The 20,277-nt window shown below is 70.0% G+C and carries 14 protein-coding genes; 12 read left to right on the top strand and 2 right to left on the bottom strand.

Annotated features, from left to right (window positions below; all coding sequences use genetic code 11):
- The first annotated feature begins 276 nt into the window (after positions 1-276).
- The 11 genes from ACWPN7_RS33195 (at position 277) to ACWPN7_RS33145 (ending at position 16,971) form a co-directional block, all read left to right on the top strand.
- The gene (locus ACWPN7_RS33195) at positions 277-1,635 is read left to right on the top strand and encodes an MdtA/MuxA family multidrug efflux RND transporter periplasmic adaptor subunit (protein WP_407825702.1); all 1,359 of its coding nucleotides are present in this window, start codon (positions 277-279) and stop codon (positions 1,633-1,635) included.
- 15 nt (positions 1,636-1,650) lie between these two features.
- Positions 1,651-4,752, top strand: coding sequence for an MdtB/MuxB family multidrug efflux RND transporter permease subunit (locus ACWPN7_RS33190; protein ID WP_459197449.1), 3,102 nt, complete (start codon positions 1,651-1,653; stop codon positions 4,750-4,752).
- The gene (locus ACWPN7_RS33185) at positions 4,749-8,012 is read left to right on the top strand and encodes an efflux RND transporter permease subunit (RefSeq protein ID WP_200775552.1); all 3,264 of its coding nucleotides are present in this window, start codon (positions 4,749-4,751) and stop codon (positions 8,010-8,012) included. Before ACWPN7_RS33190 ends, ACWPN7_RS33185 begins: the two co-directional genes overlap by 4 nt.
- A 156-nt stretch (positions 8,013-8,168) precedes the next feature.
- Positions 8,169-9,650 (top strand): efflux transporter outer membrane subunit, encoded by a 1,482-nt coding sequence (locus ACWPN7_RS33180; RefSeq protein WP_459197450.1) that lies wholly within the window; start codon positions 8,169-8,171, stop codon positions 9,648-9,650.
- Positions 9,651-9,878: 228 nt separating this feature from the next.
- Complete coding sequence (locus ACWPN7_RS33175) at positions 9,879-11,552, top strand: FAD-dependent oxidoreductase (protein WP_040136951.1); 1,674 nt, start codon at positions 9,879-9,881, stop codon at positions 11,550-11,552.
- Between the two features lie 289 nt (positions 11,553-11,841).
- Positions 11,842-13,332 (top strand): PAS domain-containing sensor histidine kinase, encoded by a 1,491-nt coding sequence (locus ACWPN7_RS33170; protein ID WP_492273737.1) that lies wholly within the window; start codon positions 11,842-11,844, stop codon positions 13,330-13,332.
- Complete coding sequence (locus ACWPN7_RS33165; protein WP_492273736.1) at positions 13,322-14,014, top strand: response regulator transcription factor; 693 nt, start codon at positions 13,322-13,324, stop codon at positions 14,012-14,014. Before ACWPN7_RS33170 ends, ACWPN7_RS33165 begins: the two co-directional genes overlap by 11 nt.
- A 158-nt stretch (positions 14,015-14,172) precedes the next feature.
- Positions 14,173-14,547, top strand: coding sequence for a response regulator transcription factor (locus ACWPN7_RS33160; protein ID WP_051141058.1), 375 nt, complete (start codon positions 14,173-14,175; stop codon positions 14,545-14,547).
- Positions 14,548-14,624: 77 nt separating this feature from the next.
- The gene (locus ACWPN7_RS33155; RefSeq protein WP_459197452.1) at positions 14,625-15,329 is read left to right on the top strand and encodes a nitroreductase; all 705 of its coding nucleotides are present in this window, start codon (positions 14,625-14,627) and stop codon (positions 15,327-15,329) included.
- Between the two features lie 163 nt (positions 15,330-15,492).
- Complete coding sequence (locus ACWPN7_RS33150; RefSeq protein ID WP_459197453.1) at positions 15,493-16,347, top strand: hypothetical protein; 855 nt, start codon at positions 15,493-15,495, stop codon at positions 16,345-16,347.
- A 45-nt stretch (positions 16,348-16,392) separates the two neighbouring features.
- Complete coding sequence (locus ACWPN7_RS33145; protein ID WP_459197454.1) at positions 16,393-16,971, top strand: YceI family protein; 579 nt, start codon at positions 16,393-16,395, stop codon at positions 16,969-16,971.
- Positions 16,972-16,980: 9 nt separating this feature from the next.
- Here the strand turns inward: ACWPN7_RS33145 and ACWPN7_RS33140 are convergent, their stop codons facing one another.
- A complete protein-coding gene (locus ACWPN7_RS33140) occupies positions 16,981-17,679 on the bottom strand; it encodes a Crp/Fnr family transcriptional regulator (RefSeq protein WP_137117376.1) in 699 nt (232 codons plus the stop codon).
- 158 nt (positions 17,680-17,837) lie between these two features.
- On the opposite strand from ACWPN7_RS33140, the gene ACWPN7_RS33135 reads away from it, so the two are divergent.
- On the top strand, positions 17,838-19,538 hold the full coding sequence (locus ACWPN7_RS33135) for an adenylate/guanylate cyclase domain-containing protein (RefSeq protein WP_459197455.1): 1,701 nt from the start codon (positions 17,838-17,840) through the stop codon (positions 19,536-19,538).
- Between the two features lie 41 nt (positions 19,539-19,579).
- On the opposite strand, the gene ACWPN7_RS33130 is transcribed toward ACWPN7_RS33135, so the two are convergent.
- Positions 19,580-20,239 carry a TerC family protein gene (locus ACWPN7_RS33130; RefSeq protein ID WP_040136962.1) on the bottom strand — a complete coding sequence of 220 codons (660 nt, stop codon included), beginning with the start codon at positions 20,237-20,239 and terminating at the stop codon, positions 19,580-19,582.
- Positions 20,240-20,277 lie beyond the last annotated feature (38 nt).

Below are 20,277 nucleotides of genomic sequence, written 5' to 3'. Positions count from 1 at the left end.
GCGGGGAGAGGGTGGCCCGCAGGGCCGGTGAGGGGGTTGCGCGTTTCCGGCACGTCCGGCAAAAGCGCACCCCCCTCACCCTGACCCTCTCCCCGGAGGGGAGAGGGGACTTCAAACGCCCCCTCGACGCTGTTACCGAGCGTTACAAATCTAATCCCTTCTGGACATATTCTGCGCGCGACGCCGTGATAGCGTCCCGCCGGGATCAGGGCCGGGCCATCGGCACCCCTCCCGACGCGACTTTCCGGACGACGCCCGCAGGCGATGAAGGACCCGATGGATTTGGACACGCCCCTGAAACCGCCGCCCGCGCCCGGGTCGGACAGTCCCGCCACGGCAGCGCCGGAGGCCCGCCGGGACCGGACGGCTCCCGAGGCCCAGCGGACCGACGCGCCCAAGCGCCGCTCGATTCTGGGCCGGGTGCTGGCCTGGCTGGTCGTGCTGGCGCTGATCGGCGGCGGGGTGTGGTGGTTCGCCTTCCGCCCGGCGCCCGAAATGGCGGCCCGTGGCGGCCCCGGCGGGTTCCGGCCCGGCATGCCGACCGCCTCGCCGGTGGTGACCGCCACGGTGGAGAAGGGCGACATGCCGATCCGGCTGAACGGGCTCGGCACCGTCTCCTCGCTCGCCACCGTTACGGTGCGCCCGCAGGTCGGCGGCCAGCTCACCCAGGTCGCCTTCACCGAGGGGCAGGCCGTGCAGAAGGGCGACTTCCTGGCGGAGGTGGACCCGCGGCCCTTTCAGCTCGCCGTCGAGCAGGCCGAGGCCCAGCTGCTGCGCGATCAGGCGCTGCTGAAGAACGCCCGGCTGGACCTGGAGCGCTACCGCCTGCTGGTGAAGCAGGACTCCATCGCCAAGCAGCAGCGCGACACCCAGGAATCGCTGGTGCAGCAGTATGAAGGCACCGTGAAGGCCGATCAGGTGGCGGTGGAGAACGCCAAGTTGAACCTGTCCTACACCCGCATCACCGCGCCCGTGTCGGGCCGCGCCGGGTTGAGGCTGGTCGATCCCGGCAACTACGTCACCGCGGGCGAGGCCGGCGGCATTGTCGTCATCACCCAGGTGCAGCCGATCTCCGTCCTGTTCACCCTGCCGGAGGACAACATCCCGGCGATCATGGCGCGGCTGCGCGACGGGGCGAAGCTGCCGGTCACCGCCTACGACCGGACGCGCGACCGCGTGCTGGCGACCGGGACGCTGACGACGGTGGACAACCAGATCGACGTGACCACCGGCACGGTGAAGCTGCGCGCCCAGTTCGACAACGCCGACCAGTCGCTGTTCCCCAACCAGTTCGTCAACGTCCAGCTTCTGGTGGACACGCTGGCCGGCGTGCCGATGGTCCCGGTGGCGGCGGTGCAGCGCGGGGCGCCCGGCACCTACGTCTATGTGGTGAACGGCGAGGACAGCACCGCCTCGGTCCGTCCGGTGACGCTGGGCGCCAGTGACGGGGCGAAGACCGTCATCACCAAGGGCGTGCAGCCCGGCGAGACGGTGGTGATCCAGGGCGCCGACCGGCTGCGCGAGGGCGCCAAGGTGGCGGCGACCGACGGCTCGGCCCAGCCGGCCGCCCCTGCCCCCTCTCCGTCCAGCGAGGGGCCGCGCCCGCAGCGCCGCCCCCAGCGCAACGCGTCGTAACGCGCGCCTGCCGCCATGAACATCTCCCACCCCTTCGTCGTCCGCCCGGTCGCCACCTCGCTGCTGATGCTGGCGATCCTGCTGGTGGGGGCGGTGTCCTACCGCTTCCTGCCGCTGTCGGCGCTGCCGGCGGTGGAATACCCGACGATCCAGGTCCAGACCTTCTTCCCCGGCGCCAGCCCGGAGGTGATGACCTCGTCGGTCACCGCCCCGCTGGAACGCCAGCTCGGCCAGATGCCGGGGCTGGTCCAGATGTCCTCGGTCAGCGCCGCCGGGGCGTCGGTCATCACGCTCCAGTTCGGGCTGGAACTCAGCATCGACATCGCGGAGCAGGAGGTGCAGGCGGCCATCAACGCCGCCGGGAACCTGCTGCCCTCCGACCTGCCCGCCCCGCCGATCTACGCCAAGGTCAACCCGGCGGACGCGCCGATCCTGACGCTGGCCCTGACCTCCAAGACGCTGCCGCTGACCCAGGTGCAGGACCTCGCCGACAGCCGCTTCGCGCAGAAGCTGTCGCAGCTTCCCGGCGTCGGTCTGGTCAGCCTCAGCGGCGGGCACCGGCCGGCGGTGCGCATCCGCGCCAACGTCCAGGCGCTGGCCGCCTATGGGCTGAACATCGACGACCTGCGCAGCACCATCAACACGGCCAACGTCAACTCGCCCAAGGGCACCATCGACGGGCCGACCCGCAACTACACCATCAACGCCAACGACCAGCTCCGCCGGGCCGACGAGTACAAGGACCTCGTCGTCGCCTACCGCAGCGGCGCCCCGGTGCGCCTGTCCGACGTGGCCGAGGTGCTGGACAGCGCCGAGAACACCCGGCTGGGCGCCTGGATGAACGACACGCCGGCCATCCTCCTGAACATCCAGCGCCAGCCCGGCGCCAACGTGATCGAGGTGGTGGACCGGGTGAAGGAGATGCTGCCCAACCTGACCGCCGCCCTGCCCGGCTCGGTCGACGTCGCCGTGCTGACCGACCGCACCGTGACCATCCGCGCCTCCGTCGAGGACGTGCAGACGGAGATGATGGTCGCCATGGGGCTGGTGGTGCTGGTCATCTTCCTGTTCCTGCGCAACATCCCGGCGACGATCATCCCCAGCCTGTCGGTGCCGCTGTCGCTGGTCGGCACCTTCGCGGTGATGTATCTGGCGGGCTTCAGCCTGAACAACCTGTCCTTGATGGCGCTGACCGTCGCGACCGGCTTCGTCGTCGACGACGCCATCGTGATGATCGAGAACATCGCCCGCCATGTGGAGCGCGGCGAATCCCCGCTCCAGGCCGCGCTGAAGGGGTCGAAGCAGATCGGCTTCACCATCGTGTCGCTGACCGTCTCGCTGATCGCGGTGCTGATCCCGCTGCTGTTCATGGGCGACGTGGTCGGCCGGCTGTTCCGCGAGTTCGCCATCACGCTGGCCGTCACCATCCTGATCTCCGCCGTCGTCTCGCTGACGCTGGTGCCGATGCTCTGCGCCAAGCTGCTGCGCCACCGCGAGCCGCGGGAGATGTCCGCCATCGCGCGGCGCAGCGAGGCGTGGTTCGACGCGGTGATCGCCGGCTACGCCCGCACGCTGCGCTGGGTGCTGGACCGCCAGGGGACGACACTGCTGGTCGCCGTCGGGACGCTGGCGCTGACGGTGGTGCTCTACACCGCCATCCCCAAGGGCTTCTTCCCGGCGCAGGACACCGGCCTGATCCTGGGCGTGACGGAGGCCACCCAGTCCGTCTCCTACGCCGCCATGGCGGAGCGGCAGCGGGCGCTGGCGGTGGAGGTGCTGAAGGACCCCGACGTGGTCAGCCTGTCCTCCTTCATCGGGGTGGACGGCACCAACACCACCATGAACAGCGGGCGCCTCCTCATCAATCTGAAGCCGAAGGAGCAGCGGACGGACCATGTGGCCGACATCATCCGCCGCATCCGCCACAACACCGCCGCCGTCCCCGGAATCGAGCTGTTCATGCAGCCGGTGCAGGACCTGACCATCGACGCCACGGTCAGCCGCACCCAGTACCAGTTCGTCCTCGAGGACGCGAACCCCGAGGAGTTGCGCGTCTGGGCGCCCAGGCTGATCGACCGGCTGGCCGCGGTGCCGGAGATCACCGACGTCACCAGCAACCTTCAGGAGAAGGGGCTGTCGGCCGCCATCACCATCGACCGCGACACCGCCGCGCGCTACGGCGTCACCACGGCGGCCATCGACAACGCGCTGTACGACTCCTTCGGCCAGCGCATCGTCTCCACCATCTTCACCCAGGCCAACCAGTTCCGCGTGATCCTGGAGGCCGACCCCGACCGCATGACGGTGGACCAGCTGCTCACCTCCATCCATCTGCCCTCGGCGGGCGGCGGGCAGGTGCCGCTGGCCGCCTTCGCGCGGATGGAGGTGCGCAACGCGCCGCTCCAGATCAACCATTTCGGGCAGTTTCCGGCGGTCACCGTCTCCTTCAACCTGGCGCCGGGGGTGTCGCTGGGCGCCGCGGTCAAGGCCATCGAGGCGGCGGAGCAGGACCTCGGCCTGCCGGCCAGCGTGCTGACCCGCTTCCAGGGCGCGGCCCTGGCCTTCCAGGCGTCGCTGGGCAACCAGCTCCTGCTGATCCTGGCGGCCATCGTCACGATGTACATCGTGCTGGGCGTTCTCTACGAGAGCTACATCCACCCGATCACGATTCTGTCCACCCTGCCCTCGGCAGGCGTCGGGGCGCTGATCGCGCTGATGCTGGCCGGGCATGACCTGGACATCATCGCCATCATCGGCATCATCCTGCTGATCGGCATCGTGAAGAAGAACGCGATCATGATGATCGACTTCGCGCTCGACGCCGAGCGGGAGGAGGGCAAGCCGCCGCGCGAGGCGATCTATCAGGCCTGCCTGCTGCGCTTCCGGCCGATCCTGATGACGACGATGGCGGCGCTGCTCGGCGCCCTGCCGCTGATGCTCGGCTCCGGCACGGGGTCGGAGCTGCGCCAGCCGATGGGCGTGTCCATCGTCGGCGGGCTGATCCTCAGCCAGCTTCTCACCCTCTACACCACGCCGGTGATCTATCTGGCCTTCGATCGGCTGGCCGCGCGCCTGCGCGGGCGTACCGGCGGGCAGGCGGAAGGGGCCGCGCGATGAGCTGGGCGGCCAACCTGTCGGCGCCCTTCATCCGGCGGCCGGTGGCGACGACCCTGCTGACGCTCGGGCTGGCGCTGGCCGGGGCGCTGGGCTTCGTCGGGCTGCCGGTGTCGCCGCTGCCGCAGGTGGATTTCCCGACCATCTCGGTCACCGCCTCGATGCCCGGCGCCAGCCCGGAGACGATGGCGGCCAGCGTCGCGACGCCGCTGGAGCGGCATCTGGCGCAGATCGCCGACGTGACGGAGATGACCTCCTCCAGCTCCGCCGGCTCGACGCGCATCACGCTGCAGTTCGGGCTGAACCGCGACATCGACGGCGCGGGGCGGGAGGTGCAGGCCGCCATCAACGCCGCCCGCGCCGACCTGCCGTCCAGCCTGCGCAGCAATCCGACCTACCGCAAGGTCAACCCCGCCGACGCCCCGATCCTGATCCTGACCATGACCTCGGCGACGCTCAGCCAGGGGCAGCTCTACGATTCCGCGGCGACCGTGCTCCAGCAGAAGCTGTCGCAGGTCGAGGGCATCGGGCAGGTCAGCATCGGCGGCAGCTCGCTGCCCGCCGTGCGGGTGGAGCTGAACCCGCGCGCCCTGTTCCAGTACGGCATCGGGCTGGAGGACGTGCGCGCCGCCATCGCGTCGGCCAACGCCAACGCCCCCAAGGGCGCCGTCGAGGACGGGGAGCTGCGCTTCCAGATCTACACCAACGATCAGGCCCGTAAGGCGGAGGAATACCGGTCGCTGGTCATCGCCTACCGCAACGGGGCCGCCGTCCGCCTGTCCGACGTGGCCGAGGTGTCGGACAGCGTGGAGGATCTGCGCAACGCCGGCATCACCAACGGCAAGCCGTCGGTCCTGCTGATGCTGAACCGCCAGCCGGCGGCCAACATCATCGAGACGGTGGACCGGGTGAAGGCCATGCTGCCGGAGCTGCGCGCCTCCATCCCCGCCGACATCGACCTGTCGGTTTCCAGCGACCGCACCACGACCATCCGCGCCTCGCTGGCCGAGGTGGAGCACACGCTGATCATCGCCGTCGGACTGGTGGTGATGGTGGTGTTCCTGTTCCTGCGCAACGCGCGGGCGGCGTTGATCCCCAGCGTGGTGGTGCCGGTGTCGCTGGTCGCCACCTTCGGCGCCATGTATCTGCTCGGCTACAGCCTGAACAACCTGTCGCTGATGGCGCTGACCATCGCCACCGGCTTCGTGGTGGACGACGCCATCGTCGTGCTGGAGAACATCGCCCGCCACATCGAGAATGGGATGTCCCGCACCCAGGCGGCGCTGCGCGGTGCGCGGGAGGTCGGTTTCACCGTCCTGTCGATGAGCGTGTCGCTGGTCGCCGTCTTCATCCCGATCCTGCTGATGGGCGGCATCGTCGGGCGGCTGTTCCGCGAGTTCGCCCTGACCCTGTCCATCGCCATCCTGGTCTCGATGGTCATCAGCCTGACCACCACGCCGATGATGTGCGCCGTCCTGCTGCGTGAGCCGCGCAAGGCCAGGGAGCCGGGCCGCATTGTAGCCGCTCTGCGCCGGGTCGGGGCATGGATCGGCGGCGGCACGCTGCGCCTCTACGACCGGACGCTGACGGCGGCGCTCGACAACAGCCTGCTGACCATGGTGGTCTTCGCGGCGACCGTGGCGCTCAGCGTCCATCTCTTCACGATCATCCCCAAGGGCTTCTTCCCGCAGCAGGACACCGGACGGCTGATCGGCTTCGTCGTGGCCGACCAGAGCACCTCCTTCACGCTGATGAAGGAGAAGATGGAGCGGTTCGTCGCGCTGGTGCAGGCCGACCCGGCGGTGGACACGGTGGTGGGCTACACCGGCGGCAGCCGGACCAACAGCGGCTTCATGGCCGTGTCGCTGAAGCCGCTGGCGCAACGCGACGTCACCGCCGACGCGGTGATCGCCCGGCTGCGCACCCAGCTCACCCAGGTCCCCGGCGCCAACCTGTACCTGTCGGTCATGCAGGATTTGCGGGCGGGCGCGCGGCAGGCCAACGCCAACTACCAGTTTACGCTTCAGGGCGACACGCTGGACGAGTTGCAGACCTGGGCGCCCCGCCTGACCCAGGCCCTCCAGCAGGTGCCGGAGCTGACGGAGGTGAACTCCGACCAGCAGCAGCGCGGGCTGGCGCTGGAGGTGACGGTGGACCGCGACGCCGCGGCACGGCTGGGCCTGTCCTTCAACCAGATCAACAACACGCTCTACGACGCCTTCGGCCAGCGCTCCGCCTCGACCATCTACAACCCGCTGAACCAGTACCGCGTCATCATGGAGGTCGCCCCCCAGTACCGCGAGGACCCGGAGATGATGAAGGACATCCTCATCAGCAAATCCGGCGGCGCGGTCAGCGGGACGCAGGCGACGAGCGCCATCGCCGGTGCCGCCACCGCCGACACGGAGGCCGCGCGCAACCAGCGCATCAACCAGATCGCCACCACCGGCCGCACCGCCGCCTCCACCGGATCGGCGCTCAGCACCGGGGTGGAGACGATGGTGCCGCTCTCGGCGATCGCCCGCGTCGCGCTGGAGAACACGCCGCTGTCGGTGAACCACCAGGGGCCGTTCGTCGCCACCACCCTCTCCTTCAACCTCGCCCCCGGAGTCTCGCTGGGCGAGGGGCTGGCCGTTATCCGCCACACCATGGATAAGATCGGCGTGCCGACGACCATCCAGGGCAGCTTCCAGGGCACCGCGCGGGTGTTCCAGCAGTCGATCGGCGACCAGCCGGTGCTGATCCTGGCGGCGCTGCTGGCCGTCTACATCGTGCTGGGCGTGCTCTACGAGAGCTACATCCACCCGCTGACCATCCTGTCCACCCTGCCCTCCGCCGGGGTGGGGGCGCTGGTCGCGCTGATGGCGCTGGACAAGGAGCTGAGCATCATCGCGCTGATCGGGGTGATCCTGCTGATCGGCATCGTCAAGAAGAACGCGATCATGATGATCGACGTGGCGCTGGAGGCGGAGCGGAGCGAGGGGCTGGACCCGCGCACCGCGATCCACCGCGCCTGCCTGCTGCGCTTCCGTCCGATCATGATGACCACGGTCGCCGCCCTGCTGGGCGCCCTGCCGCTGGCGCTCGGCTCCGGCGACGGGGCGGAGCTGCGCCAGCCGTTGGGCATCGCCATCGTCGGCGGTCTGGTGGTCAGCCAGATGCTGACCCTCTACACGACGCCGGTCACCTACCTGTACCTCGACCGTTTCCGGCTGTGGTGCCGCCGGCGCTGGCGGCGCCCCGAGGCGGGAGTCGCGGCATGATGGCACTTATCGTAGCCCTCTCCCCTCTGGGGAGAGGGTGGCCCGCAGGGCCGGTGAGGGGGTTGCGCGTGGCGGTGCGTTCGGCAAAAGCGCAACCCCCTCACCCTCCCCTCTCCCCAGAGGGGAGAGGAAAATTGACGTGCGGATGGACCTGACATGACGACGATCATCGGGCGGCGCGCCCGTCTTCTGGGCACGGCGTTCGGCGCCCTCACGCTGTTGTCGGCCTGCGCGGTGGGGCCGGACTACGAGCGGCCCTCCGCCGCCGTGCCGCCGGCCTACAAGGAGGGCGGCGTCATCCCCGTGGCCTTCGCGCCGCCCGTCCCGCGCGACGACGGCTGGCGCCCCGCCGCCCCCGGACAGGCGGAGCCCGGACCCTGGTGGACGGTCTTCAACGATCCGGTGCTGGACGGGCTGATGCGCCGGGTGGAGGTCGACAACCAGAGCCTGAAGGCGACGGAGGCTGCCTACCGGCAGGCCAAGGCGCTGTCCGATCAGGCCCGCTCCTCCTTCTTCCCTGCGTTGTCGGTCAGTGGCGGGGCCGACCGGGCCGGCACCGTCGGGTCGGGCAACCGCAGCGTTTCCGGCACCGGCGTCAGCCGCGGCGGAACCCCGGTGACCACCTACGACGCCGGGCTGGGGGCGAGCTGGGCGCCGGACCTCTGGGGCCGCATCCGCCGCTCTGTGGAAAGCAACGACGCCAATTTCCAGGCCAGCGCCGCCGACCTTGCCGCCGCCCGCCTGTCGGCGCAGGCGCAGCTCGCCACCGCCTACGTCCAGTTCCGCGTGGCGGATGAGCGCAAGGCGCTGCTGGAGCGGGCCATCGCCGCCTACCGCCAGTCGCTGGAGATCGCCCGCAACCGCCACGCCGTGGGCACGGCGACCCTGGCCGACGTCTTCACCGCGGAAACGCAGGTCCGCTCCACCGAGTCGCAACTCGTGGCGCTGGGGGTGCAGCGCGCCCAGTTCGAGCACGCCATGGCGGTTCTGGTCGGGCAGGCGCCCGCCGCCTTCGCGCTGGCACCGGCGCCGCTGACCGCCGCGGTCCCGGCAATCCCGCCGGGTGTACCCTCCGCCCTGCTGGAACGCCGCCCGGACATCGCGGCGGCGGAGCGGCAGATGGCCCAGGCCAACGCCCAGATCGGCATCGCGGAGTCGGCCTGGTACCCGGACGTGGTGCTGTCCGGCTCCCTTACCAACAGCGCGACGATCCTGCCAAAGCTCCTCCAGGCGCCGACGGCGATCTGGGCGGTCGGGGCGCAGGTCGCCCAGACCCTGTTCGACGGTGGCACGCGAGCGGCCGAGGTGGAGCTGCGCCGCGCCGTCTTCGACCAGAGCGTGGCGCAGTACCGCCAGACCGTGCTGACCGCCTTCCAGGAGGTCGAGGACCAGCTCGCCGCCCAGCGCATCCTGGCCCAGCAGGCCGCCGTGCAGGACGACGCCGTGCGGCTGGCGCGCGAGGCGGAGCGGCTGACCCTGAACCAGTACCGGGCCGGCACCCTGCCCTACAGCAGCGTCCTGACCGCCCAGACCGCCACCCTGTCGGACGAGGAAAGCGCCCTGTCGGTGCGGCAGAGCCGCCTGCTGGCCGCGGTGTCGCTCCTCCAGGCGTTGGGGGGCACTCCGCCGAATTTTTAATCCGGGAAAAGACCGGGCTACCCCTTTGGATTCCGCGTCGGAAGGGGTGCGGGGAAGGGGCGGCCAATCCTTTGACGAAACGGGTAAAATCCGCGCGAATGCTGGCGACGGGGGTGGTGCCGGGGCAATCCCACTGGACGGGCTAGCCCGCAATTTCAGTAACGGCACCAGGAACTTGGGATTTATCTGAGTCCCGTGCGTTCAACCCCAAAGAAAAGCAGGCGCAGCATGATCCTCGATGCTCGCTCGGTGTCCTCGGGCACCAACCTTGACGCGGACCTCTGCATCGTCGGCGCCGGCGCCGCCGGGCTCGCCATAGCCCGTGCGCTGGCCGGGTCGCGCTGGAAGATCGTCCTTCTGGAAAGCGGCGGGCTCGACCCCGACGGCCACACCCAGTCGCTCTACGCCGGCGAGAATCTCGGCCTGCCCTACGAGCGGCTGTCGACCGCGCGCAGCCGCTATTTCGGCGGCAGCACCAACTGCTGGGGCGGCTTCTGCCGGCCCTTCGAGCCGATCGACATGGAGGCGCGGCCCTGGGTGCCCAACAGCGGCTGGCCCTTCGGGCCGGAGATGCTGGCCCCCTATTACGCCCGCGCCCACAGCCACCTGAACCTGCCGTCGAGCATTTATGACAACGGCCATTGGGAACAGACCCTGGCGCCGGACGGGATCGAGCTGCTGCCGGTCGAGGGCGGCGCGCTGGAGAACCGGATCGCCCAGATCAGCGACCAGCCGCGCGTCGGCGTGACCTCCGTCGACGAGATCGTCCAGGCCGCGAACATCGCCTGCTACCTGAACGCCAACGTCACCGAATTCGAGACCAACGACTCCGCCACGGTGGTCGAGCGGGTGCGCTGCGCCGCGCTCAGCGGCGCCCGCTTCACGGTCACCGCGCGGCAGTTCGTCCTGTGCTGCGGCGGCATCGAGAACGCCCGCCTGCTGCTGCTGTCCAACCGGGTGCAGAGCGCCGGGCTGGGCAACGGTCACGATCTGGTCGGCCGCTACTTTACCGACCACCCGCGCATCAAGGCCGGCTCGGTCCGCCTGACCGATCAGGCGCGGCACCGCCGCCTCTACGACATGACGCTGACCCTGTCGCGCCGCCGGCTGAACGCCAAGCATCTGCCCGTCTCCGCCTCCCTGTCGCCGACGGTGGAGACGCAGCGCCGGCTGGGGCTGATGAACTCGCGCAGCTATCTGGTGGCGCAGTACCATGGCGAGGCGACCGCCGGGGTGCGGGCTCTGCACGACCTGCGCATGCTGATGTCCGACCGCCGCAAGTTCGGCCACGCCGAGGGCGACCTGCGCGCCCTGCTGCGCGAGGCGGTGCCGCAGATCGCGCTGCACCTGCCGAACCTCGCCTACGCGCTGTTCGACAATGTGGTGAACCCGGCCTGGGTGACGCGCAGCTTCCTGCTGGAAACCATCGTCGAGCCGGTGCCCAACCCGGACAGCCGCGTGACCCTGGCGGCGGAGCGTGACGCGCTGGGCCTCAACCGGGCCGACACGGTGTGGCGCCTGACCGAGCAGGATCGCGACAACTTCCTGCGCACCAACGAGCTGGTGCGGACGGAGCTGACCCGCAACGGCCTGATCACGGTGACCGAGGCCGACCCGCAGGAGGCCGCCGAACGAGCCTGGGCGGAGCGCATCTCCTGGTGCTGGCACCATATGGGCACCACCCGCATGCACGACGACCCGAAGCAGGGCGTGGTGGACGCGCGCTGCAAGGTGCATGGGATGCACAACCTCTACATCGGCGGCAGCTCGGTCTTCCCCAGCATGGGTTGCGACCACCCGACCATCAACCTCGTGGCGCTGGCCTTCCGCCTCGCCGAGGAGGTGGCGGCCCAGCTTCAGCACGACCGCGCGGTCACGCTGGAGGGCCAGCAGGCGGCGTGAATCGCCGGTCCGGCAGGGGCGGGGAGCGATCTTCCCGCCCGCAACCCCCAATCCCCACCCCAATCCCGGTTGACCGAGAAATCAACTCAACTACTCTTGGGCCAAGAAGGGTTCTAAAGCGGATTGCATTCCGCTTTGGACCGCGCCGGCGGTCCCGGCCGCACATGCGGCCGAAGCCCGCCGGCGAATGAGGCGATAAGAGTCTAAAGCGAACGCATGTTCGCTTTAGGGACAAGAGACGTTGGGGACGGGGATGGCGGACGATATCGGGACGGGAAATCCGGACCTCATGCTGCGCTTTCAGGCCATGCTGGACACGGTGCCGGACGGGGTCGTCATCATCGACGCCGAAGGGCGCATCCAGACCTTCAACCCGGCCTGCGAGCGGCTGTTCGGCTGGACGGCGGCGGAGGTCATCGGCCACAACGTCAAGATGCTGATGCCGCCACCCTACCGGGAGGAGCATGACGGCTATCTGGAGCGCTACCACCGGACCGGGGAGCGCCGGATCATCGGCATCGGGCGCGAGGTCACCGGCCTGCGCCGCGACGGCACCACCTTCCCCATGGAACTGTCGGTCGGCGAGGCCTGCCGGGAGGCCGGCGGCGGCGGGGTCTACATCGGCATCATCCGCGACATCAGCGAGCGCAAGCGGGCCGAAACCGCCCTGCGGGAGCGCGAGGCCCGCCTGACCTCCATCCTGGAGACCGTGCCCGAGGCGATCATCGTCATCAGCGAGCGCGGCCTGATCGAATCCTTCAGCCCAGCGGCGGAGCGGCTGTTCGGCTACAGCGCCGCCGAGGTGTCGGGACGGAACGTCAGCATGCTGATGCCCTCCCCCTACCGGGAGCAGCACGACCGCTACATGGACCATTACCTGACCACCGGGGAGCGCCGGATCATCGGCATCGGGCGGGTTGTCTCAGGCCTGCTCCGCGACGGTTCGGTCTTCCCCATGGAGCTGGCGGTGGGCGAGGTGCGGTTGGCCGGGCACCGCTGCTTCACCGGCTTCATCCGCGACCTGACCGAGCGGCAGGCCACCGAGAAGCGCCTTCAGGAGCTTCAGGCGGAGCTTCTGCACGTCAGCCGGGTCAGCGCCATGGGCCAGATGGCCTCCACCCTGGCGCACGAGCTGAACCAGCCGCTGACGGCCGTCATCAACTACGCCAAGGCGGTGAAGCGCCTGCTCGACCGTCCGGACGGGGCGGACAAGGCGCGCGAGACGATGGACAAGGCCACCGCCCAGGCCGCCCGCGCCGGCCAGATCATCCGCCGCCTGCGCAACTTCATCGAGAAGGGCCAGACCGAACACACGGTGGAGAGCATCGGCAAGGTGGTGGAGGAGGCCAGCGCCCTCGCCCTGGTCGGCGCCAAGGAGCGCGGCGTCCATGTCCGGCTGGAGATGAGCGGCGACGAGCGGCCGGTGCTGATCGACAAGATCCAGATCCAGCAGGTCGTCCTCAACCTCGTCCGCAACGCCATCGAGGCGATGGCCGAGTTGGGGATTCGGGAATTGACGGTCGCCACCGGCCCCGACCCGGAGTCGGCGGCGCTGATGCGCGTCACCGTCCGCGACACCGGCCCCGGCCTGAACGAGACCGTCCTGGCCCAGCTCTTCCAGCCCTTCGTGACCACCAAGGAGAAGGGGATGGGACTCGGCCTGTCGATCTGCCGGTCGATCATCGAGGCCCATGGCGGCCGCCTGTGGTTGGAACCGGGGGATGGAGGGGCCACCTTTGCCTTCACCGTGCCGGTTGCCGGAGAGGATGATGCGCCCTGAGCCCCCATTGCCGCCCGAACTTCCCCCGTCGGACATGACGGTCTTCGTCCTGGACGACGACGAGGCGGTGCGCGATTCCGTCGTGATCCTGCTGGAATGCGAGGGCTTCCGGGTCGAGAGCTTCGAGTCCCCCCTGGCCTTCCTGGAATCGGACGCGCCGTCGCGCCCCGGCTGCCTGCTGGTCGATGTGCGAATGCCGCAGATGAGCGGGCTCGACGTGCAGGAGCGGCTGGTGCAGGAGGGGCGCGGCCTGCCGGTGATCGTCATGACCGGCCACGCCGACGTGCCCCTGGCGGTGCGCGCCATGAAGGCCGGCGCCGTCGATTTCGTGGAGAAGCCCTTTGACGAGCAGGCCCTGATCGGCAGCGTGAAGGCCGCCCTGGCCCGCGCGGTTCCGCTCACGACCCCGCCGGCCGCCCAGGCGCCGACTCTCGCGCCGGCTGCTCCCGCCGTCTCCCCGGAGGTGCTGGAGCGGCTGTCCAGCCTGACGCCGCGGGAACGCGACGTGCTGCAATGGCTGGTCGAAGGCAAGTCGAACAAGGTCATCGCCTTCGAGCTGTCCATCAGCCCGCGCACCGTGGAGATCCACCGCGCCCGCGTGATGGAGAAGATGCGCGCCGACAGCCTGCCCTCGCTGGTCCGCATGGCCCTGTCCGCCGGGATCACCCCAAAAGGGGAGTGATTCGGGCCGCCGGGCGGCGCCGGCGGCAACTGATCCACATCAAAACCACGCCCGATAAGGGGAACTCCGTATTCCGGCACCGCCGGTCGGCTTCTATCTTCCCTGTAACGCCCCACGACGGGCGTTATTCCGCGTGATTTCCGATGCTGGAGGCAGTCTTGGCCGAACCGGGCGATAGCATCGTCTACATCGTCGACGACGACGAGCCGGTGCGGGACTCGATGAAGGCGCTGCTCGAAGCCTGTGCCTTCGAAGTACGCGACTATGCGTCGTGTCAGAGTTTCATGGATCAGTACAACGGCAAGCCGTCGGGCTGCCTCGTTCTCGACCTGCATCTGCCGGTGATGAGCGGGCTGGAGTTCATCGAGCGCTTCGGCGCGAACCTGCATGGCCTGCCCGTCATCATGGTGTCGGGGCGCGGCGATCCCGCCACCTTCGCCCGTGCACGGGAAGCCGGCGTGACCGCCTTCCTGGAAAAGCCGTTCGAGGAGGACCAGCTCCTTGACGCGGTGCAGCGCCTGCTGCCAGCCTGACCGTCCTTCTCGGTCCTGAGAGGGCCGCCGTTCCCCGGACAGGGTTCATGAGACACCGTCCGCAGCGGAGCGCGCCCATGGCGTCCGAAGAACCCTATCCCCGTCCCTTGTCCGCCCTGGACGCCGTGCGCAGTCGCCGCAGCGTCCGCGCCTTCACCGCCGAGCCGGTGCCGCGCTCCGTGGTGGTGGAGATCCTCGAAGCCGCCAGCCGGGCGCCCAGCGGGTCGAACATCCAGCCCTGGAAAGTCCATGCGGTGGCCGGTGCTGCGCGCGAGGCGCTGTCGGCGGAGCTGCGCGCCGCGCATTTCGACCCGGCGGACGATCAGGCCGGGGCGGAATACACCTATTACCCGACCCAGTGGTTCGAGCCCTATCTGGGGCGGCGCCGGAAGATCGGCTGGGACCTCTACGGCCTGCTCGGCATCGCCAAGGGCGACCGGGAGGCGATGGCCCACCAGCACGCCCGCAACTACGACTTCTTCGGCGCCCCGGTCGGGCTGTTCTTCACCATGGACCGGCGGATGGAGCAGGGAAGCTGGCTCGACGTCGGCATGTTCATGGAGAATGTGATGGTGGCGGCGCGGGGCTTCGGGCTGGACACCTGCCCGCAGGCCGCCTTCATCACCTATCACCGCATCGTCCGCCGCCATCTCGCCATCCCGGACAGCGACATCCTGCTGAGCGGCATGGCGCTGGGCCACGCCGACCCCGACGCGCCGGAAAACCGCCTGGAGACTGAGCGCGCCCCGGTTGCTGACTTCACCCGCTTCCACGGCTTCTGATATTCCCGCCTTGTCGGCCCCTGTTCGCGATGTGCGTTTTCGCACAGGCGCCAACGAGCCGTGACGGCACTCTCCAGCCGCGCCGCGAAGCGCTGGCCTGACCGTTCCATCCCGGCAGGCTCCGCCCCGCGTCCCGTTTCCTGCGGCTTGGAGTGTTCCGACGATGGCTCTGCTCGATGATCTTGTGGTGCAGACCGCCCTGTTTCCCCTGGTGGTCGGCGTCGCCGCCGTCGGTGTGGTCCGTCTCGCCGGCGGGCGCACGCGGGGTCCCCGGTTGGCGGCGGCGGGTGTTGCCGCCGCCTTCCTGGCGGCCTACGCGCTGATCGTCGGCCTGCCGGCCCTGCCGCCGCCCTCCAGCATGGGCCGCCTGTTCTGGAGCGCGGTGGCCGGTCTGGTCATCGGCGTCGGCGCCGACCTCGCCGGGCTGGACCGCCGCCGCGGCACATGGCTGCTCGGCGCCTGGGTGACGGCGGCGCTGCTGTGGATCGCCCTGCCGGTGCTGCCGGGCAGCCTGGACACGATCACGGCCGCGGTCCTGCTGCTGGCCGGCGGCTGGATCGCCCTGTCACGCACCGCCGGCGAGGGCGAGGGAGCGGCGACGCCCGGCGTCGCCCTGTTGGCCGCCGCGGTGGCGGTGGGCGGGGTGGCGCTGGTCGGCGCCTCGGCCTCCGTCGCCCAGCTCGCCTTCGCGCTGGCCGCGGCCACCGGCGGCCTGCTGCTGTGGAACTGGCCGGTGGAGCGCCACGCCTGGGGCAACGCCGGTCAGGCGGCGCTGGGCATCCTGGTGCTGCTGGCCGCCACCCTGACCTTCTTCTCCTCCGCTCACGCCGAAGCCCTGCTGCTCGTCCTGCCGGCCTTCTTCGCCGACCGGCTGCGCGACCGCCTGCCCCTGCCGCGCACCGCCGCAGGACGGGCCATGGGCACCGTGGCGCTGACCGCCATCGCCCTGGTGCCGGCCGTCGCCGCCGTGGGCGTTGCCTTCCTTCTCTCCGCCGGTTCCGACGTGTCCGGCTACTGACCCACCCCAGTCATCCCGTTCCATCCGACAAAGGACTTCCGAATCATGAAGCGTCTTCTCGCCGCCGCCGCCCTGTCCGCCCTCGTCGCCCTGCCGCTGACCGCCCAGGCCGCCCCGGTCGCCTACAAGCTCGACCCGGCCCACACCGCCGTGGTCTTCATCGTCGACCATCTGGGCTTCGCCAAGGCCATGGGCCGCTTCAACACGTTCGCCGGCGAGCTGTCCTTCGACAAGGACGCCGCGGACAAGAGCAGCCTGTCGGTGACCATCGACACCACCAGCGTCGACACCAACCACGCCAAGCGCGACGAGCACCTGAAGTCGCCGGACTTCTTCAACGCGAAGGAGTTCCCGAAGATGACCTTCAAGAGCACGAAGATCGAGACGACCGGCGACAAGACCGGCAAGCTGCACGGCGACCTGACCCTGCTGGGCGTCACCAAGCCGGTGATCCTCGACGTGACCTTCAACAAGGACGGCGTCAGCCCGGCCAGCAAGCAGGAGACGGTCGGCTTCTCCGCCCGCGGCACGATCAAGCGCTCCGACTTCGGCATGAAGTACGGCGTGCCGAACATCGGCGACGACATCCAGATCATCATCGAGTCCGAGGCGGTGAAGGCGTAAGGCGCGCCGTCAATCCTCCTCCGCCGCCTGCCGGACCCGCTCCCGCAGGCGGCGGGTGTCGAGAAGCACCAGCGCCCCCCGCCGCTTCTCCAGCAGCCCGTCGCGCTCCAGCGCGCTCAGCTCCCGCGAGACCGCCTCGCGCCGGGTGCTGACTCGGGCGGCGAGGTCGGCGTGGGGCGGCGGCGGGGAGATGGTCGCGCTGTGCTCCCCCCGCCCGTCCGGCCGGGCCAGCCGCAGCAGCTCGGAATAGATGCGGTGGCGCACGTCCAGCGTGTTGAACTCGTTCACCCGCGTGGCGAGCTTCCGGATCTCCCCGGCCAGCAGGACCATCACCTGATCGCAGACGTCGGGGTGGCGGTGGATGCAGTCGCGGAACAGCGGGGCGGGCATGCAGGCGACCGTGGCGTTGGTCACGGCGACGATGCCGGCGGAGCGGGCCTTGCCGTCGATGGCCGCCAGCTCCCCGAAGAATTCCCCGGCGGGAATGTCGCGCAGGATCACCGTCCGCCCGGAGATCGCGCGGATGGTCACCCGGACCAGACCGGCGGCGACGACGAAGACGTCGGTCCCCTCATCCTCGAAATCGATGATCCATTGCCCGGCCTCCACCCGGCGCCAGAGGCAGCGGTCCTCCAGCGCCCGCAGCTCGTCGGGGGACAGGGAGCGGAACAGCGCCGCCCCGGCCAGCGTTTCGCTCCGGCGCCTCATGAACGGGTGTGGATGTCCGGCTGTGGCATGGCGCGGGATGATCTCATAGGATGCCCGGGGACGCCACGCCGAAGCCGACCTTCACAGCCCGAGCCCGCCGACCGACATGACGACCGTCCCATCCGCCGCCCGCCGCCGTTCATGACCGGGACCCGTTCATGAAACGCCGGATCGAACGCCCGTTGCGCCTGTTCACCGGCCTGACGCTGTTCACCTTCGTCATCACCCATTTCCTCGCCCACGCCGCCGGGTTGCTGCTGCTTCCGGGGATGGAGGTGGCGCGGCGCACCCTGCTGTGGGTGTGGGACACGCCGCCGGGGCAGGCGCTGCTCGCCGGCTCCTTCGTCACCCACGCCGGGCTGGGACTGTGGGCGCTCTACCGGCGCCGCCACCTGCGCATGCCCGCCGGGGAGGCGTGGCAGCTCGGACTCGGCCTGTGCATCCCGCTGCTGCTGATTTCACACGGCATGGCCGGGATGCTGTCGGACGACCTCTACAACGACCCGCTGACCTACCCGCGGGCGATCGTCCTCTACTGGATCACCGCGCCGGAAACCCTGCTGTGGCGCCAGCTCCTGCTGCTGGTGATCGTGTGGATCCATGGCTGCATCGGGGTGCGCGGCTGGCTGATGACGAAGCCCTGGTACCGGCGCCGCGCCTCGCTGCTCGGCGCCTTCGCCATGCTGCTGCCGCTGCTGGCGCTGGCCGGGATCGTCAACGCCGGCTGGGACGCCGAGCGCCGGGCCGCCGCCGACCCCGCCTATCTGGAGCAGTTCCGCCCGCCCCCCACCGGCACGCCGGAGGCGGAGAACCGCGCCGCGCTGGCGGCGATCAGCGGCGGTGTGTTCAACACCTACGTCCTGCTGCTGGTCGGCACGCTGGGATTGCGGCAATACCGCAACTGGCGGGCGCGGGCGACCAGCCCGGTCCGCATCGCCTATCCCGGCGGGCGCACGGTCACCGTCCCGCGCGGCACCTCGGTGCTGGAGGCCAGCCGCGCCAACGGCATCCCGCACACCGCGCTGTGCGGCGGGCGGGGGCGCTGCTCGACCTGCCGCATCCGCGTGACCGAGGGGGTGGACGCCCTGCCGCCGCCCAACGCCACGGAACGGGCGGTGCTGGAGCGGATGAAGGCGCCGCGCGCCGTCCGTCTCGCCTGCCAGCTCCGCCCGGTGGCGCCGCTGTCGGTGACGCCGCTGCTGTCGGCGCGGGACAACGGCCGCACCTTCGCCGTCACCGCCCCCATGGACAGCGGGCGGGAACTGGCGATCACCGCGCTGTTCGTGGATTTGCGGGGATCGACCTCGCTGGCGGCGGAACGGCTGCCCTTCGACGCCCTGTTCATCGTCACCCGCTACGTCCAGGTGGTCACCGACGCGATCCGGAAGCACGGCGGCTACGTCATCGCCATCGCGGGCGACGGGGTGATGGGCATGTTCGCCAACGAGGACGACCCCACCGCGGCGGCGGCCAGCGCGCTGCGCGCCACCGCCGACCTGTGGCGCGACATCGAGGTGCTGAGCCGCGACCTCGCGGAGGAGCTGGACCAGCCGCTGGCCTTCGGGGCCGGGGTGCATTCCGGCCTCGCCGTGGTCGGGGCGGTGGCCTGTTCGGAGGACGGGTCGCTGCAATTCATCGGCGACACCGGCAACGTCGCCGCAAGGCTGGAGGAGATGACCAAGACGCTGGGCGCCACCGTGGTCTTCTCCGACGCGGCCGCCGAACTGGCGGGGCTCCGGCAGTTGGAGAACCTGGAGCGCCGGGAAGTGGCGATCCGGGGCCGCGACGGCACGCTGGGGGTCCGGACGGTCCAGCGTCAGGAGGATTTGCGGGCGCTGCTGGAGGGTGCTGGCGCCTGAAGAAAAAACCCCCGCTGAAAGGGCGGGGGTTTTTCGGTTCATCAGAGCAAGTGGGCCTGGGTCAGGACCTCGTTGCCGCCGCGCCAGATCATGTCGAGCGCCACGTAGGTGATGATGGCGAGGCCGATCCAGCCGATCCAGCGGTGCTTGTGCAGGATGTGGGCGATCACGTTGGCCGCGGCCCCCATCAGGATGACCGACAGCAGCAGGCCGAGGACCAGGACCGTCGGATGGTCCTTGGCGGCCCCGGCCACGGCCAGAACGTTGTCGAGCGACATCGACACGTCGGCCACCACGATATGCCAGACCGCCGCGCCGAAGGTGGTCGTCGCCACCGCCGCACCGACCGCGGCGTCCCCGGAGCCGGAGCCGGTTGCGGCCAGCGCCTCGTCGGGCGTTACCTCGTCCGCCCCTCCGGAGCGCAGCTCGCGGAACATCTTCCAGCAGACCCACAGCAGCAGCACGCCGCCGGCCAGGGTCAGCCCGATGATGGCAAGAAGCTGGGTGGTGATCAGCGCGAAGAAGATGCGCAGGATGATGGCGGCGCCGATGCCCCAGAAGATCACCTTGCGGCGCTGCTCCACGGGAACGGCGGCGGCGGCCATGCCGACCACGATGGCGTTGTCGCCGGCGAGAACGAGGTCGATGGCAACCACCTGCCCAAAGGCGGTGAGTTGCGACCAGAGATCGACGCTTTCCATATGAAAATCTCTTCGAAGGCTTCGGTTGGGCTCAATTG

It is taken from the genome of Azospirillum sp. UENF 312511 (assembly GCF_058780635.1).
This window is presented reverse-complemented; position numbering and strand designations above follow the sequence as displayed.

Coding starts and splice junctions, on each gene's coding strand:
- ACWPN7_RS33195 (WP_407825702.1), top strand. CDS start 277: ATGGATTTGGACACGCCCCTGAAACCGCCGCCCGCGCCCGGGTCGGAC.
- ACWPN7_RS33190 (WP_459197449.1), top strand. CDS start 1,651: ATGAACATCTCCCACCCCTTCGTCGTCCGCCCGGTCGCCACCTCGCTG.
- ACWPN7_RS33185 (WP_200775552.1), top strand. CDS start 4,749: ATGAGCTGGGCGGCCAACCTGTCGGCGCCCTTCATCCGGCGGCCGGTG.
- ACWPN7_RS33180 (WP_459197450.1), top strand. CDS start 8,169: ATGACGACGATCATCGGGCGGCGCGCCCGTCTTCTGGGCACGGCGTTC.
- ACWPN7_RS33175 (WP_040136951.1), top strand. CDS start 9,879: ATGATCCTCGATGCTCGCTCGGTGTCCTCGGGCACCAACCTTGACGCG.
- ACWPN7_RS33170 (WP_492273737.1), top strand. CDS start 11,842: ATGCTGCGCTTTCAGGCCATGCTGGACACGGTGCCGGACGGGGTCGTC.
- ACWPN7_RS33165 (WP_492273736.1), top strand. CDS start 13,322: ATGCGCCCTGAGCCCCCATTGCCGCCCGAACTTCCCCCGTCGGACATG.
- ACWPN7_RS33155 (WP_459197452.1), top strand. CDS start 14,625: ATGGCGTCCGAAGAACCCTATCCCCGTCCCTTGTCCGCCCTGGACGCC.
- ACWPN7_RS33150 (WP_459197453.1), top strand. CDS start 15,493: ATGGCTCTGCTCGATGATCTTGTGGTGCAGACCGCCCTGTTTCCCCTG.
- ACWPN7_RS33145 (WP_459197454.1), top strand. CDS start 16,393: ATGAAGCGTCTTCTCGCCGCCGCCGCCCTGTCCGCCCTCGTCGCCCTG.
- ACWPN7_RS33140 (WP_137117376.1), bottom strand. CDS start 17,679: ATGAGGCGCCGGAGCGAAACGCTGGCCGGGGCGGCGCTGTTCCGCTCC.
- ACWPN7_RS33135 (WP_459197455.1), top strand. CDS start 17,838: ATGAAACGCCGGATCGAACGCCCGTTGCGCCTGTTCACCGGCCTGACG.
- ACWPN7_RS33130 (WP_040136962.1), bottom strand. CDS start 20,239: ATGGAAAGCGTCGATCTCTGGTCGCAACTCACCGCCTTTGGGCAGGTG.